This is a genomic window from Arsenicicoccus bolidensis DSM 15745, from assembly GCF_000426385.1.
GTDB lineage: Bacteria > Actinomycetota > Actinomycetes > Actinomycetales > Dermatophilaceae > Arsenicicoccus > Arsenicicoccus bolidensis.
The window spans coordinates 62,966-77,842 of record NZ_AUFG01000011.1; the positions used below are offsets into that span (position 1 = coordinate 62,966).

Genomic DNA, 14,877 nt, shown 5'->3' on the forward strand with positions numbered 1-14,877 from the left:
ACTCAGCGATGAGCATGCCCCAGCACTAACGACGGTCCGTGACCGGCGGAGGACCTCTCCGCGCCCGCCCGGACCGAGATCAAGGAGAATTGTGGCTAAGGTCCGGGTCTACGAGCTCGCCAAGGAGCTCGGAGTCGAGAGCAAGGTTCTGCTCGAGCACCTGAAGAACCAGGGAGAGTTCGTCCGCGCGGCGTCCTCCACCATCGAGGCGCCGGTCGTGCGCCGCATCCGGGAGTCCTTCCCGGCCGAGCTCGCCGGCGGTTCCGGCGGCTCCCCCAAGACTGCCGCGGCGGCCCCCAAGCCTGCTGCTGGCACCCCGTCCCGTCCGACGCCGGGACCGGCCAGGAAGGCCGCCGCCCCCGCCGAGGAGAAGCCGGCGGCCCCGGCTGCTCCGGCTGCCCCGTCGTCCGCGCAGGAGACGCCGGCAGCCCCGGAGGCTCCCGCCGCCGACACCCCCGCTCCGGCCAAGGCCGCCCCGAAGGCGCCCGCAGCCGAGGCACCGGCGCCCGCCGCCGCCCCTGCTCCGGCAGCCGCTGGCGCAGCCCCCGGCCCGCGGCCGGCACAGCCTGGTCCCCGACCGGCTGCTCCCGGCCCGCGCCAGCCGCAGACCTCCGGCCGCTCCGGCGGCCAGGGTGGTCAGGGCGGTCGTCCCGGAGCTCCTCGCCCCGGCAACAACCCGTTCGCGTCCTCGCAGGGCATGGGTCAGCGTCCCGAGCGCACCGAGCGTCCGGAGCGCACCGACCGCCCTGAGCGCACCGACCGCCCCGAGCGGACCGACCGTCCCGAGCGGACCGACCGCCCCGAGCGGACCGACCGTCCCGCTCGTGACGGCGGCGCACCTCGTCCCGGCGGGGCTCCGCGCCCCGGTGGTGGTCAGGGCTCGGCCCGTCCCGGCAACAACCCCTTCGCGCCCTCGCAGGGCATGCCTCGCCCCCAGGCGCCGCGTCCCGGTGGCCAGGCCGGCGCTGCCGGTCCTCGTCCGGGTGGCCCGCGTCCCGCGGCGCCTCGTCCCGGCGGTGCCCGTCCCACGCCCGGCGCCATGCCGAGCCGTTCGTCCGTGCCGCGTCCCGGTGAGCGTCCCGCCCGTGGTGGCGGCGGCGGTCGTCCCGGTGCGCCCGGTGGTGGCGGCGGCGGCTTCGGCGCGCGTCCCGGTGGTGGCGGCGGCTTCGCCGGCCGTCCCGGTGGCGGTGGTCGTCCCGGCGGTGGCGCCGGTCGCGGCGGCACCCAGGGTGCCTTCGGTCGCGGCGGCAAGCCCGCCCGCGGACGCAAGAGCAAGCGCGCGAAGCGTCAGGAGTTCGAGCAGATGCAGGCGCCGTCCATCGGTGGCGTCTCGGTGCCCCGTGGCGACGGCTCGACCGTCGTGCGCGTGCGCCGCGGCTCGTCGCTGACGGACTTCGCCGACCGCATCAACGCCAACCCGGCGTCGCTGGTCACCGTGCTGTTCCACCTCGGTGAGATGGCGACGGCGACGCAGTCGCTCGACGAGGACACCTTCAAGGTGCTCGGCTCCGAGCTCGGCTACGACATCCAGGTCGTCTCGCCGGAGGAGGAGGAGCAGGAGCTCTTCGCGTCCTTCAACATCGACCTCGAGGGCGAGGAGTACTCCGACGAGGAGCTCCAGGCCCGTCCGCCGGTCGTGACCGTCATGGGTCACGTCGACCACGGAAAGACCCGCCTGCTGGACGCGATCCGCAACGCCAACGTCATCTCGACCGAGGCCGGCGGCATCACCCAGCACATCGGTGCCTACCAGGTCGCCGTGCAGCACGAGGACCAGGAGCGCAAGCTCACGGTCATCGACACCCCCGGTCACGAGGCCTTCACGGCCATGCGTGCCCGTGGTGCCAAGGTCACCGACATCGCGATCCTCGTCGTGGCCGCGGACGACGGCGTCATGCCGCAGACCATCGAGGCGCTCAACCACGCCCAGGCCGCGGACGTGCCGATCGTGGTCGCCGTCAACAAGATCGACGTCGACGGCGCCAACCCGGCCAAGGTCCGCCAGCAGCTGACCGAGTACAACCTCGTCGCCGAGGAGTACGGCGGCGAGACGATGTTCGTCGACATCTCGGCCAAGCAGGGTCAGAACATCGACCAGCTGCTCGAGGCGGTCCTGCTCACCGCGGACGCCGCCCTCGACCTGCGCGCCAACCCCGAGACCGACGCCCGCGGCGTGGCCATCGAGGCCAACCTCGACCGTGGTCGCGGTGCGACGGCGACCGTCCTCGTCCAGCAGGGCACCCTGCGGGTCGGCGACGCGATCGTCGCCGGATCGGCCCACGGCCGCGTCCGCGCGATGCTCGACGAGCACGGCAAGCAGGTCAAGGAGGCGACCCCGTCGCGTCCCGTCCAGGTGCTCGGACTCGCGTCCGTGCCCCGCGCCGGCGACACCTTCGTCGTCGCGCCGGACGACCGCACCGCCCGCCAGATCGCCGAGAAGCGCGAGGCCGCGGACCGCCAGGCCAGCCTGGCCAAGTCCCGCAAGCGCATCTCCCTCGAGGACCTCAACGAGGCTCTCGCGGCCGGCAAGGTCGAGACGCTCAACCTCATCCTCAAGGGTGACGCGAGCGGTTCGGTCGAGGCGCTGGAGGACGCCCTCCTGCAGATCGACGTGGGCGAGGAGGTCGACCTGCGCATCATCGACCGCGGCGTCGGCGCGATCACGATGAACAACATCAACCTCGCCGTCGCCTCCAACGCGGTCATCATCGGCTTCAACGTCCGCGCCGAGGGCCAGAACGCCGAGTACGCCGACCGCGAGGGCGTCGAGATCCGCTACTACTCGGTCATCTACCAGGCGATCGAGGAGATCGAGGCGGCCCTCAAGGGCATGCTCAAGCCGGAGTTCGAGGAGGTGGAGCTCGGCACCGCCGAGATCCGCGAGATCTTCCGCTCCAGCAAGTTCGGCAACATCGCCGGATCGATCGTCCGCAGCGGCGAGATCAAGCGTGGCGCGAGGGCTCGCATCACGCGCAACGGGGTCGTCGTCTCCGAGAACGTCGAGGTCGCCGGCCTCCGACGCTTCAAGGACGACGTCACCGAGGTGCGCGAGGGCTTCGAGTGCGGCATCAACCTGGGGTCCTACAACGACCTCCAGCTGGGTGACCTCATCGCGACGTACGAGATGCGCGAGAAGCCTCGCGACTAGTGAGCTGGTGAGACTGCGGGGACGAGCGGGCCGGACCTACCATCCGCCGCTCGTCCCTCGCGGCTCCCGGCCTCTGCCTTCATAGTCGGGCGGAGGTTGGGCGGTGGCTGGCGTCGGGCCCTGTCGGGACGGGACGGGCTGGGTCTGGCGGGAGCAGCGAGGCACGAGCTGCGGATGGAAGGCCCGTCCCGACAGGGCCCGACGGACACGAAGGACGACGATGAACTCCTACCTGGCGCTCGTGGCGCCTTCGCACAACCGGGTGTATGCCGATCGGGCGCCCGCCCTCATGGCGGCCGAGCTGCGTTGTGTCGCTGATGCGCTCGTGCCGGACGGCGTCATGGACGTCGCGCCGGTCGAGGTGGCGGGGGTCGACTACCTCGGGTTCGAGACGGCGGCGCCGCTGACCGGCGACCCGCTCCGCGCGGTGTCGGCGCTGTCCGGCATACAGGCCCTGTATCTGCGCGAGGGCGACGAGCACGCTGCCCTGCTGAGGCCGGTCGCGCTGGAACGACCGGACCGGTTCCCGAGCGACCTGGTCACGATCCTGAAGTACCAGGGCAAGACCAACGAGCAGTTCACCCGGCTGCTGCTGACCGTCACCGCCATGGCGACGGCGTGGCCCGAGCGCTACCTCGACGGCACCATGACGGTCCTGGACCCGATGTGCGGTCGCGGCACCACGCTCAGCACCGCCATCACGCTCGGGCTCGACGTCACCGGCATCGACCTGGACGCCAAGGACCTCGAGGCCTACCAGGCCTTCCTCAGCACCTACCTGCGCCAGCACCGGGTCAAGCACAAGCTGACCTCCGGAGGCATCCGCCGCAACGGCAAGACCCTCGGGCGCCGCTTCGACGTCGAGCTGGCCGCCGACAAGGACGACTACAAGGCGGGACGCGTGCAGCGCGTGACCTACCTGGGAGTCGACACGACCAGGCTGCAGGGCCTGCTGCCCGCCGGGCAGACCAACGTGATCGTCACCGACACGCCCTACGGCGTCCAGCACGGCAGCCACGGCGACCGCCTGGCCCGCAGCCCGCTCGACCTGCTCGACGAGGCGCTGCCCGGGTGGGTCCGGGCGCTGCGCACCGGGGGCGCGGTCGGGCTCGCGATCAACCGGCACGTGGCCCCCCGCGACGACGTGACCGACCTGCTGGGGCGACATGGCCTCACCGTGGTCGACCAGGGTGGTTACGGTGGACTCCGTCACCGCGTCGACGCCTCCATCGACCGCGACATCGTGGTCGCCCGCAAGGGCTGACCCACGCACCACGCCCGTCGGCACCCCCGCCGGCGGCGTCCGACCCATCACGAAGGGGCACTCTCATGGCAGACCCGGCACGCGCCCGCAAGATCGCCGACCGCATCAAGGTCGTCGCGGCCGAGTATCTCGAGTACCGCCTCAAGGACGAGCGCCTCGGCTTCGTCACCATCACCGACGTCCGCGTCACCGGTGACCTGCAGCACGCCTCGATCTTCTACACCGTCTTCGGCTCCGACGAGGAGCGCGAGGGCACCGCCGCCGCCCTGCAGGACAACCTGGGCCGGATCCGGTCCTACGTCGGCAAGGCCCTCGGCATCCGGCTCACCCCGAGCCTGGAGTTCATCGCCGACGCTCTGCCCGAGACGTCCTCCCAGCTCGAGGACGCGCTGCGCAAGGCACGCGAGCGGGACGAGGAGCTGGCCCGCCAGCGCGCGCAGGCCGCCTACGCCGGTGACGCCGACCCCTACAAGAAGCCCGTGGGCGCCGACGACGAGCTGTCCGGGGTGGGCGCGGCACCTGCCGACTCCGCCGGCGACGTCACCTCCGCCAGCGACGTCACCTCCGCCAGCGACTCGGACTCGGTGGACGGCTACATGGCCGTGCCCCCGCCCGCGTCCGTCAAGGACGGCGGCGTCGACGCCGAGGAGGCCTCCCAGCTCGAGGACGTGGCCGCGCTGGACCTGGTCGACCAGGAGGAGGACGCCGCCCAGGGCACCGGGCGTGCCGATGGCTAGGAGCCGTGACGCCGACGGACCCGACGGCCTGCTCGTCGTGGACAAGCCGGCCGGCTGGACCAGCCACGACGTGGTCGGGCGGGTCCGCAGGCTGGCCGGCACCCGCAAGGTCGGTCACGCCGGCACGCTCGACCCCATGGCCACGGGCGTCCTCGTCCTGGGGCTGGGGCGCGGCACCAGGCTGCTGACCTTCCTGGTGGGCTGCGACAAGGCCTACGACGCGACGATCCGCCTGGGCCAGGCGACGGTCACCGACGACGCCGAGGGCGAGGTGACGGCGACCACGCCGGTGGACGGTGTCACCCCCGAGCGCGTGGCGGCCGCGGTGGCCGGGCTCACGGGCGCCATCGAGCAGGTCCCGAGCGCCGTGTCGGCGATCAAGGTCGACGGGCGCCGCTCCTACGCCCGGGTCCGGTCGGGCGAGGACGTCGAGCTGCCCGCGCGCCCGGTCACGGTGTCCCGCTTCGACATCCACGACCAGCGCGTGGCGGGGGAGACGGCATACGACCTGGACGTGAGCGTCGAGGTCTCGTCGGGCACCTATGTGCGCGCCCTGGCGCGCGACCTCGGCTCGGCCCTCGGCGTGGGTGGTCACCTGACCGCGCTGCGCCGCACCCGCGTGGGCGGCTACGCCCTGGACGTGGCGGCGGACCTCAAGGGCCTGACGGCGGCGTATGACGCCGCGCGCACCCGCCTCGGCGTGGACCGGCTCGACCGCGCGGACCTGCCCGCCCTGCCGCTGCTGGACCTGGCGACCGCGGCGCGCGCGCAGTTCCCGGCGCACGAGCTCACGGCCGAGGAGGCCACGGCGCTGGGCTACGGCCAGCGGATCGGCTCCGGGGTGCCGGGGGAGGGCGTGGTCGCGGGGTTCGCCCCGGACGGTCGCCTGGTGGCGATGCTGGACGAGACGCGGGCGCAGGCCCGCAGCCTCGTGGTGCTGGCCCCGGCCGAGCCGCGCTGACGACGCGTCACCAGCCGGGCATCAGCGATAGAACGCCGCGATCATCGCGCTCTCGGCTTCGGTGAGGTGGTCGCGCATGATCCGCTCGGCGGCGGCCGGGTCGGCGGCGCGGATCGCGTCCAGGACGTCGGCGTGCGCGGCGTGCTCGCTGTCGGCGGCGATGTAGGTCGCGAGCGGGGGCAGCAGGGCGTGCGCGCGGGTGGTCTCGTCGAACAGGTGCGACAGCGTCGCCTCGGCCCGGCGGTTGCGGGCGGCGGCGGCGATCCGCCGGTGGAACAACGACGCGGCACGGACGGCCTCCGCGTGCTCCGAGGCGGACACCTGCTGCTCCAGGAGGCCCTCGAGGTCGGTGACCAAGGCCGCGGTCACCCCGGCGGCGGCCGCGGCGGCGACCATGGGCTCGACGGCCCGGCGCAGCTCCATGACCTCGCGGATGTCGTGGAAGCCCATGCTGCTGACGGTGTAGCCGCGGCGGGGGATGACGGTGACCCAGCCCTCGACGGCGAGCATCTGCAGGGCCTCGCGGACGGGGGTCTTGGAGACGGAGTACTCCTCGGCGAGGGACTTCTCGAGGAGCAGGTCGCCCGGGTGCACGTCGGTCGCGACGATCCGCGCGCGCAGCTCGTCGCGCAGCCGCTCGGACATGGACTCGTGGGACATGGGGCCATCCTGGCAGATCCACCGGCCGAGAACCCTTGCGGATCTCCGTCATATATCTGCAGTATGTCTATCGACACCCCTGAACCAGGAGCTGACAATGACGTCTGCGCGCTCTGCTGCACCCCCCACCGCCCCGCCGGACCGGCTCACCCCCGGCGCCCGCAAGGCCCTCGTCGCCTCCATGGTGGGCACCCTCATCGAGTGGTACGACTACGCCCTCTACGGCGCCGCCGCGGGCCTGATCATCGGCCCGCTCTTCTTCCCCAACAGCCTCTCGGCCGCGGGCGACCTGGCCGCCTTCGCGACCTTCGCCGTCGGCTTCCTCTTCCGCCCCCTCGGCGGGCTGATCATCGCCCACATCGGTGACCGCGTCGGGCGCAACCCCGCCATGATCCTCACGATCGCGCTCATGGGACTCGCCACCGTCGGGATCGGCCTGCTGCCGACCGCGGCCACCCTGGGCATCTGGGCCGCCGTGCTGCTCGTGCTCCTGCGCATCCTGCAGGGCTTCGGGGCCGGCGCCGAGCTCGCGGGCGCCCTGACGGTGGTCGCCGAGTTCGCGCCGCCGCGCCGCCGCGGGTTCTACACCGCCATCGTGCTGTCCGCGCCGCCCGCCGGCACGCTCCTCGCCACCCTGGCCTTCCTCTCCGTGTCGTCGGTGCCCACGGAGACGCTGCTGGGCGGCCTGTGGCGCGTGCCCTTCCTCGTGTCGGCGGTCCTGTTCTTCCTCGCCCTGTGGATCCGCCGCCACATGGACGAGACGCCGGAGTTCGCCGCCGCCCAGCGCCGCCAGGAGCACCAGCGCAAGCAGGCCGTGCCGGCGGCCGAGCTCCTGCGTGGCTCCTGGCGCCAGGTGCTGCTGGCCTTCCTGTCCGTCACCGGGCACAACGCCAACAACTACATCCTCGCGGCGTTCTCGCTCTCCTACCTCACCAAGCAGGCCGGCATGGCCAAGCCCGAGGCGCTCCTCGCGGTCTCGATCGCCTCGCTGTGCGGCGTCCTCGCCTCGCCCGTCGGCGGCCTGATCGGCGACCGGATCGGGGCCGGACGGGCCATGGGGATCGGCGCCGCGATCGGCGTGCTCTACGCCTACCCGTTGTTCCTGGCGATGCAGACGGGCGACCTGCTGATCGTGACCCTGGCGCTGTGCTTCGGCTACGGCGTGGTGCTGGCGCTGACGTCCGGTGCGCAGGGCGCCTTCCTCACCAACCTGTTCCCCGCCCGCTACCGCTTCTCCGGGGTGGCCGTCGCCCGGGAGCTCAACGGCGCGATCGTCGCGGGCAACACGCCGCTGATCGCGGCGGCGCTCATCTCCGCCGCCCACGGCGGGGTCCACCTGGCGGCCGGGTTCCTCGCGCTGTGCTTCGCCGTCACCCTGCTCGCGGTCCTGCTGGCCCGCGGGTCCGCCGACAACCCCCGCACCGAGGTCGCCCCGTGAGCCTGCCCACCGATCCACGCCGTATGCCGCGCCGCCTGCCTCGTCCCGCCGAGCTGCGACCGCTGGTGCGCTTCACGGCGCCGAGCCGCGACCTGACCGGCGCCCGCCTCGCCCGGGCCGCCGACGTCGGCGACCTGCGCCGCATCGCCCGGAGGGTCACGCCGAGCGGCCCCTTCGACTACGTGGACGGCGCGGCCAACGGCGAGGAGGGCCTGCGCCGCAACTGGGCGGCCTTCCGCCAGGTCGAGCTGCGCCCGCAGGTGCTGCGGCCGGTGCCCGCGGTGGACCTGTCGGTCGACGTCCTGGGTGGCCGCAGCAGCCTCCCCGTCGGCATCGCCCCCACCGGGTTCACGCGGATGATGCACACCGAGGGCGAGGTCGCCGGCGCCCGGGCCGCGGCGAGGCACGGCGTGCCGTTCGCGCTGTCCACGATGGGCACCACCTCCATCGAGGCGCTCGCGCAGGCGGCGCCGGACACGCGGCGATGGTTCCAGCTCTACCTCTGGAAGGACCGGCGCGAGGACTGCCTCGAGCTCGTGCAGCGGGCCCGCGCGGCGTCATACGACACCCTCCTGGTGACCGTGGACACCGCCACCGGCGGGCTCCGGCACCGGGATGCCCGCAACGGGATGACGATCCCGCCCACGCTGACCTGGCGGACCGTCCTCGACGCGTCCTACCGCCCCCGGTGGTGGTGGGACTTCCTCACCACCGAGCCGCTGACCTTCGCGTCCCTGACGGACAGCACGACCGCCACGTCCGCCGTGATCGGCTCGATGTTCGACCCCACCCTGGGCCTCGAGGACCTCGACTGGATCCGGTCGGCGTGGCCGGGATCGTTGGTGGTCAAGGGGATCCAGTCCGCCGACGATGCCCGCATGGTCGTGGACCGGGGCGCCGACGCGGTCTATCTCTCCAACCACGGCGGTCGTCAGCTGGACCGGCCACCGGTGCCGCTGCGCGAGCTCCCGTCGGTGCGGGCGGCCCTCGGGCCCGACGTCCCGATCATCCTCGACTCGGGGATCACCTCGGGCGCCGACGTGCTCGCGGCGCTGGCGCTCGGCGCCGACTTCACCATGATCGGCCGGGCCTACCTCTACGGCCTCATGGCCGGGGGAGAGCGCGGCGTGGACCGGCTGCTCGAGCTGCTCACCCGCGAGATGGCCACGACCATGCAGCTGCTCGGGGTGGGCTCGGTGTCCGAGCTCGGACCCGAGCACGTCCGCCTCGACTGGCTCGAGCAGCGCTGAGGCTCGGCCGGGCTCCCGCCCGACGGGCTCCCAGGCTCGACCGGCGCCACGGCGCCGAACAGGGGAGAGTGTGAGATGCGTCCTTCCTTTTCGCGACGCGAACAGGCACACTCGCCCGAAAGCTACTCGTGGGTCACCCCGCACCCATCCCTCGACGTGGAGGAGAAGACATGCCCCTGCTGTCCGCCAAGGACGAGAAGGTCGACTGGCCGGTCATCGACAACCGCATGGAGAGCGTCGCGCACGTCTTCCGTGACCGGGCCGCCAAGACCCCGGACGGAGCCGGCTTCCAGTACTTCCGCGGCGACGAGCTGCAGACGCTGACCTGGCGTCAGGTCAAGGACCGGGCCTACGACCTCGCGGCCGGGCTCATCGTGCTCGGCGTCCAGCACGAGGACCGGGTCGCCGTCGCCTCGACCACCCGGCTGGAGTGGGCCCTGGCCGACCTGGCCATCATGTGCAGCGGCACCGCCACCAGCACCGTCTATCCGACGACCATCGCCAGCGAGGTGGCGTTCATCATCGCCGACTCCGGCAGCCGGGTCGTCTTCGCCGAGGACGACACCCAGGTCGCCAAGGTGCGCGAGCAGCGCGACCAGCTCCCCGACGTGATGAAGGTCGTGACCTTCGACGGGACCCCGGACGGCGACTGGGTCATCACGCTCGACGACCTCGCCGAGCTGGGCCGGACGGCACTCGCCGAGGACCCGCAGCTGGTCGACCGCCGCATCGACGGCATCTCGCGCGAGCACGTCGCGACCCTCATCTACACCTCCGGCACGACCGGCCGTCCCAAGGGTGCGATCCTCACCCACGACTGCATCGTCTACGAGGGCGCCGCGGTCGACGCGGTCCAGCTCGTGACCCAGGACGACCTGCAGTACCTCTGGCTGCCGCTCTCGCACGTCATGGGCAAGCTGCTGCTGGCGCTGTCCTTCCAGGTGGGCTTCCCCACCTGCATCGACGGCCGCATCGACAAGATCGTCGAGAACATGGAGATCGTGAAGCCCACCTTCATGGGTGCGGCACCGCGGATCTTCGAGAAGGCCTACGCCCGCATCAGCACGGTCCTCATGGAGGGTCCGCCGCAGAAGGTCAAGATCGCCACGTGGGCCCTCAAGGTCGGCCGCCAGGTGGCCGAGCTGAAGGAGCGGGGCGAGTCGATCCCCGTCCCGCTGCAGCTGCAGCACCAGCTCGCGGACCGTCTGGTGCTCAGCAAGGTTCGCGCGCGCTTCGGCGGCCGGATCAAGTCCATGGTCTCCGGCTCGGCCAAGCTCGACCCGGAGATCGCGCGCTGGTTCGCCGCGTGCGGACTGCTCATCACCGAGGGCTACGGCCTGTCCGAGACGAGCTCCGCCTCCTCGGTCAACCGTCCCAACCCCGGGAGCTACAGCTTCGGGACGGTGGGGTGGCCCGTGCCGGGCACGCAGTTCAAGACCGCCGAGGACGGCGAGATCCTGATGAAGGGGCCGGGCGTCATGCGCGGCTACCACAACGCCCCCGAGCTGACCGAGCAGGTCTTCACCGACGGGTGGTTCCACACCGGCGACATCGGCGAGATCGACGACCGCGGCTTCATCCGCATCACGGACCGCAAGAAGGACGTCTTCAAGACCTCTGGCGGCAAGTACGTCGCGCCCTCGCAGATCGAGATCCAGTTCAAGGGCCTGTGCCCCTACGCCAGCCAGTTCATCGTCTACGGCAGCGAGCGCAACTACGTCACCGCCCTGATCGCGCTGGACGAGGTCATGATCATGCCCTGGGCCCAGGAGCACGGTCTGGCCGGCAGGTCCTATGCCGAGGTGGTCGCCTCTCCCGAGGCCGAGCAGCTGATCCAGGGGTATGTCGACCAGCTCAACAGCGGGCTCAACCGCTGGGAGATGGTCAAGCGGTTCTCGATCCTGCCTCGCGACCTCACCGTGGAGGACGGGGAGCTGACCCCGAGCCTCAAGCTCAAGCGCAAGGTGGTCTCCGACCGCTTCGCCGACCACATCGAGCGCAACTACAGCGCCTGAGGTCATCACCGCCGCCCAGCGGCCGGGCGAGCCCTCGTGGCTCGCCCGGCCGTTCGCCGTCCCCGCCCGCGTGCGGGTTCTGCGCTGGGAGCGCGGGGTTCGCACGGTGCGGGTGGACGCGCCTGAGAGCATGGGGCCATGTACGTCCCCGCGCACTTCGCCATGACCGACGACCAGGTGCGCGAGCTCCTGCGCACCTGCGAGATGGGCGAGCTGGTCACCCATGGCGAGGACGGGCTGCACGCCACCCCGCTGCCGTGGCTGTATGACGAGCAGGCCGGGCCGCTCGGCACGCTGGTCGCCCACGTCGCCCGCACGAATCACCAGTGGCAGCATGTGAATCCGCAGGTGGGGTCAGGGGCGGTGGCGCGTTCGTCCGAGGCCATGGTGATGCTGCGCGGCCCTGACCACTACGTGAGCCCGGGCTGGTTGCCGTCCAAGGCCGAGCACGGTCGGGTCGTCCCGACGTGGGACTACCTGACGGTGCACGCCTACGGACCGCTCGTGGCCGTCGACGACCCGGATCGGGTGCGTGACGCGGTGACGCGGCTGACGGCGCGCCACGAGACCGGGCGCCCGGAGCCGTGGACGCCGGACGAGGCGCCCGCCCCGTGGCTCGAGGGGCAGCTCCGGGCCATCGTGCGCATCGAGGTGCCGATCACGCGGTGGGTCGCCAAGGCGAAGATGTCGCAGAACAAGACGCCCGCCGACGTGGAGGCCGAGATCGCCGCGCTGCGTGGGTCGGGGAGGCAGGAGGCGGCGGCATACAAGCAGGCTGTCTCCCTGCCCGCGGCGCAGCGACGGGCGCAGGTGCTGGCCGACGTGGGCCGGCGCCGTCGCCCGGGAGACTAGAGTTGGGACGTGCATCGATGGAATGACCTGTCCCAGATCCCCGCGGACCTCGGCCCGACGGTCGTGACGCTGGGCAACTTCGACGGCGTCCACCGGGGGCACAAGGCGGTCCTGCAGGCGGTCCTGCAGCTGGCGTCCGAGCGCGGCGCGCAGACGGTCGCGGTGACCTTCGACCCCCACCCGGTCGCGGTGCTGCACCCGGAGCGCGCGCCCGCCCCCGTCACGTCCCTCGAGCACCGCCTCGACCTGATCGAGCACGTCGGTCTCGACGCGGTCCTCGTGGAGGAGTTCACGCACGAGCTGGCGCTGATGTCGCCCGAGGACTACGTCCGCACCGTCTTCGTCGACGCCCTGCACGCGTGCGCCGTGGTCGTCGGCGAGGACACCCGCTTCGGCCACAAGAACTCCGGCGACGCCGCGACGCTGCGCGAGCTCGGCGCCCGCCACGGCTTCGAGGTGATGACCGTCGCCGACCTGGGGGAGGGCCAGCGCTGGTCCTCGAGCCTGGTCCGGCAGCGGCTGGGCGACGGCGACGTCGCCGGGGCCGCCGCGGTGCTGGGGCGCCCGCACCGCGTGATGGGCACCGTCGTGCACGGCGATCACCGCGGCCGCGAGCTCGGCTACCCGACCGCCAACCTGAGCCAGGACGCGCAGGGGATGATCCCCGCGGACGGCGTGTATGCCGGATGGCTGACCCGGGTCGCCCTGGACGACGACGACCAGGAGCGCGTGCTGCCCGCCGCGATCTCGGTGGGCACCAACCCGACCTTCGAGGGCACGCAGCGACGCGTCGAGGCCTATGTCCTGGACCGCACCGACCTCGACCTCTACGGCGACCAGGTGGCGGTCGAGTTCGTCGAGCGGCTGCGCCCCACGCTCAAGTTCGACTCGGTCGAGGAGCTCCTGGCGGTCATGTCGGACGACGTGGCTCGCTGCCGCGAGGTGCTCTCGTCGATCGTGCCGGCCTGACCTCGCCTGCTGCGCGCGACGGCGTGGCGCGACGTGGTTCGTCCTGGCACGGCTACCGGTGAGTAGGTAGGGTCTGCCCATGCCGTTGCCCCGACGCCTCCCGCGCACCTACGCCGACCTCACCGCCTTCCTCGGGTCGGCCGAGGCCATGCGGCGGTTCATGAACCTCTGGCCGCCATTCCTGTGCTCCAGCATCCACATCACGGCGATCAGCGAGGACTTCCGCCACGTCGCCGTGCGCCTGCGCAAGCACCGGCTCACCGCCAACTACGTGGGGACGCAGTACGGCGGGTCGCTCTACTCCATGACCGACCCCTTCTGGATGCTGCTCGTGCTGCGCAACCTCGGCTCGGACTACGTGGTGTGGGACAAGGCCGCCGAGATCGAGTTCGTGGCGCCCGGCCGCACCGAGGTGTCGACGGAGTTCCGGCTCACCGAGGAGCACCTCGAGCAGATCCGCCGCGAGACCGCCGACGGCGCCAAGTGCCTCGTGTGGTTCGACAACGAGGTCGTGGGGACCGACGGCTCGGTGGTGGCCCGCGTGCGCAAGCAGGTCTACGTCCGGCGCAAGCGCGACCGCGGGGCCGTCACCGGTTGAACGCCGCTCACGGGCTGGTCGCCGAGCTCACGGGCAACGCGATGAGGTCCTGCGAAGACGTCAGCTACTTCCTGCAGAAGTGGCCAGGGATGATGATCTACGTCGGAGCCCACGTCCCAGGCTGCGGCAGCTTCAACCACGCGGACGACGTCCAGTTCGACGAGGTGCGTGTCATCGGCACCAAGCCCGCATCAGGCGGCAGTGCTGCCAGCCGGTCACGGGTGGAGTACGAGTCGCAGCGGGTCTCGCCATTCCTGCCGACGAGGCAGAGCTGTCCGACGTGGTAGCGACAGCAGCCCTCCGCGAAGCGACGCTGGGGACAGGAACCGCACCGAGAGCTAGATGTACTGACCGGACACGTTGATCGGCCTGGGAGGCGGGTCAGGCCCGCTGGCGTGCCCGGTGTCTCCGCACGGCCTCCCGGCTCGCACAGCGTGGTGAGCAGTAGCGCTGGGTTCCGTTGCGGGAGACGTCGACGATGACACGCGCGCATGGCTGGGAAGCGCAGCGCCCAAGCCGGTCGATTCCCCTGGTGGTCAGATGCAGGGCCGTCCCGACCGCAAACACCGACTGCAGCACCAGAGCCACGTCGTCGTCGACGTCGCGGTAGTGAAGATGCCAGCCCTCGCCGTCGTGGTCGGTCAGGCGCGGGTAGGCGGACACCCCGGCCATCTGCGCGTTCAGCAACGCGGCACGCTCGTGAGGGGTGGGTGCATCCACCACCGCCAACCAGCCGTCCACGACCTGACGACACCGATCATGGTCTCCGGCCTGTTCGGGGAACGGCATCGTCATCCCGAACTCGCGGGTGCGCGCCACGATCCCAGCGTGGTCGGCGGGCCAGTCGTCGGCGAGGGACTGTGCCAACAGCACGGCATACTCACCGTAAGGGTTGAGATGCATAAGGTCATTACATCAGGGTCGAGCCATGACATCGCACGCGCTACTTCTCCCGCTCGCCCCCGGTTCCATGGCTGGGATGGCC

General features: G+C 71.9%; 12 protein-coding genes and 1 pseudogene. 11 read left to right on the top strand and 2 right to left on the bottom strand.

What is annotated here, in order from left to right; all coding sequences use genetic code 11:
* The first annotated feature begins 91 nt into the window (after positions 1-91).
* From infB to truB, 4 genes and pseudogenes are all read left to right on the top strand, one after another.
* Entirely contained in the window at positions 92-3,148 is a 3,057-nt protein-coding gene (gene infB / locus K313_RS0108225; RefSeq protein WP_029211217.1) for a translation initiation factor IF-2, read from the top strand.
* Positions 3,149-3,368: 220 nt separating this feature from the next.
* On the top strand, positions 3,369-4,412 hold the full coding sequence (locus tag K313_RS0108230; RefSeq protein ID WP_029211218.1) for a TRM11 family SAM-dependent methyltransferase: 1,044 nt from the start codon (positions 3,369-3,371) through the stop codon (positions 4,410-4,412).
* 65 nt (positions 4,413-4,477) lie between these two features.
* Positions 4,478-4,909, top strand: a pseudogene (gene rbfA, locus K313_RS24465) (30S ribosome-binding factor RbfA); the annotation flags it as partial.
* A 232-nt stretch (positions 4,910-5,141) separates the two neighbouring features.
* Positions 5,142-6,110 (top strand): tRNA pseudouridine(55) synthase TruB, encoded by a 969-nt coding sequence (gene truB / locus K313_RS0108240; protein ID WP_029211220.1) that lies wholly within the window; start codon positions 5,142-5,144, stop codon positions 6,108-6,110.
* Between the two features lie 21 nt (positions 6,111-6,131).
* On the opposite strand, the gene K313_RS0108245 is transcribed toward truB, so the two are convergent.
* On the bottom strand, positions 6,132-6,770 hold the full coding sequence (locus K313_RS0108245; RefSeq protein WP_029211221.1) for a GntR family transcriptional regulator: 639 nt from the start codon (positions 6,768-6,770) through the stop codon (positions 6,132-6,134).
* Positions 6,771-6,867: 97 nt separating this feature from the next.
* On the opposite strand from K313_RS0108245, the gene K313_RS0108250 reads away from it, so the two are divergent.
* The 7 genes from K313_RS0108250 to K313_RS0108280 all read left to right on the top strand — a co-directional run bounded on the left by K313_RS0108250 (position 6,868) and on the right by K313_RS0108280 (position 14,179).
* Positions 6,868-8,208 (top strand): MFS transporter, encoded by a 1,341-nt coding sequence (locus tag K313_RS0108250; RefSeq protein WP_029211222.1) that lies wholly within the window; start codon positions 6,868-6,870, stop codon positions 8,206-8,208.
* Positions 8,205-9,458: an alpha-hydroxy acid oxidase gene (locus K313_RS0108255; protein ID WP_376786238.1), complete on the top strand. Its 1,254-nt coding sequence runs from the start codon at positions 8,205-8,207 to the stop codon at positions 9,456-9,458. The genes K313_RS0108250 and K313_RS0108255 overlap by 4 nt, the downstream gene beginning before the upstream one ends.
* Positions 9,459-9,628: 170 nt before the next feature.
* The gene (locus K313_RS0108260; protein WP_029211224.1) at positions 9,629-11,473 is read left to right on the top strand and encodes an AMP-dependent synthetase/ligase; all 1,845 of its coding nucleotides are present in this window, start codon (positions 9,629-9,631) and stop codon (positions 11,471-11,473) included.
* Between the two features lie 138 nt (positions 11,474-11,611).
* Complete coding sequence (locus tag K313_RS0108265) at positions 11,612-12,325, top strand: FMN-binding negative transcriptional regulator (RefSeq protein WP_029211225.1); 714 nt, start codon at positions 11,612-11,614, stop codon at positions 12,323-12,325.
* Between the two features lie 9 nt (positions 12,326-12,334).
* Positions 12,335-13,294 carry a bifunctional riboflavin kinase/FAD synthetase gene (locus tag K313_RS0108270; RefSeq protein ID WP_029211226.1) on the top strand — a complete coding sequence of 320 codons (960 nt, stop codon included), beginning with the start codon at positions 12,335-12,337 and terminating at the stop codon, positions 13,292-13,294.
* A 79-nt stretch (positions 13,295-13,373) separates the two neighbouring features.
* Complete coding sequence (locus tag K313_RS0108275; RefSeq protein ID WP_019284259.1) at positions 13,374-13,892, top strand: DUF4442 domain-containing protein; 519 nt, start codon at positions 13,374-13,376, stop codon at positions 13,890-13,892.
* The gene (locus K313_RS0108280; RefSeq protein WP_029211227.1) at positions 13,889-14,179 is read left to right on the top strand and encodes a hypothetical protein; all 291 of its coding nucleotides are present in this window, start codon (positions 13,889-13,891) and stop codon (positions 14,177-14,179) included. Before K313_RS0108275 ends, K313_RS0108280 begins: the two co-directional genes overlap by 4 nt.
* Positions 14,180-14,273: 94 nt before the next feature.
* Here the strand turns inward: K313_RS0108280 and K313_RS0108285 are convergent, their stop codons facing one another.
* On the bottom strand, positions 14,274-14,795 hold the full coding sequence (locus K313_RS0108285) for a CGNR zinc finger domain-containing protein (protein WP_029211228.1): 522 nt from the start codon (positions 14,793-14,795) through the stop codon (positions 14,274-14,276).
* Between the last annotated feature and the right edge of the window lie 82 nt (positions 14,796-14,877).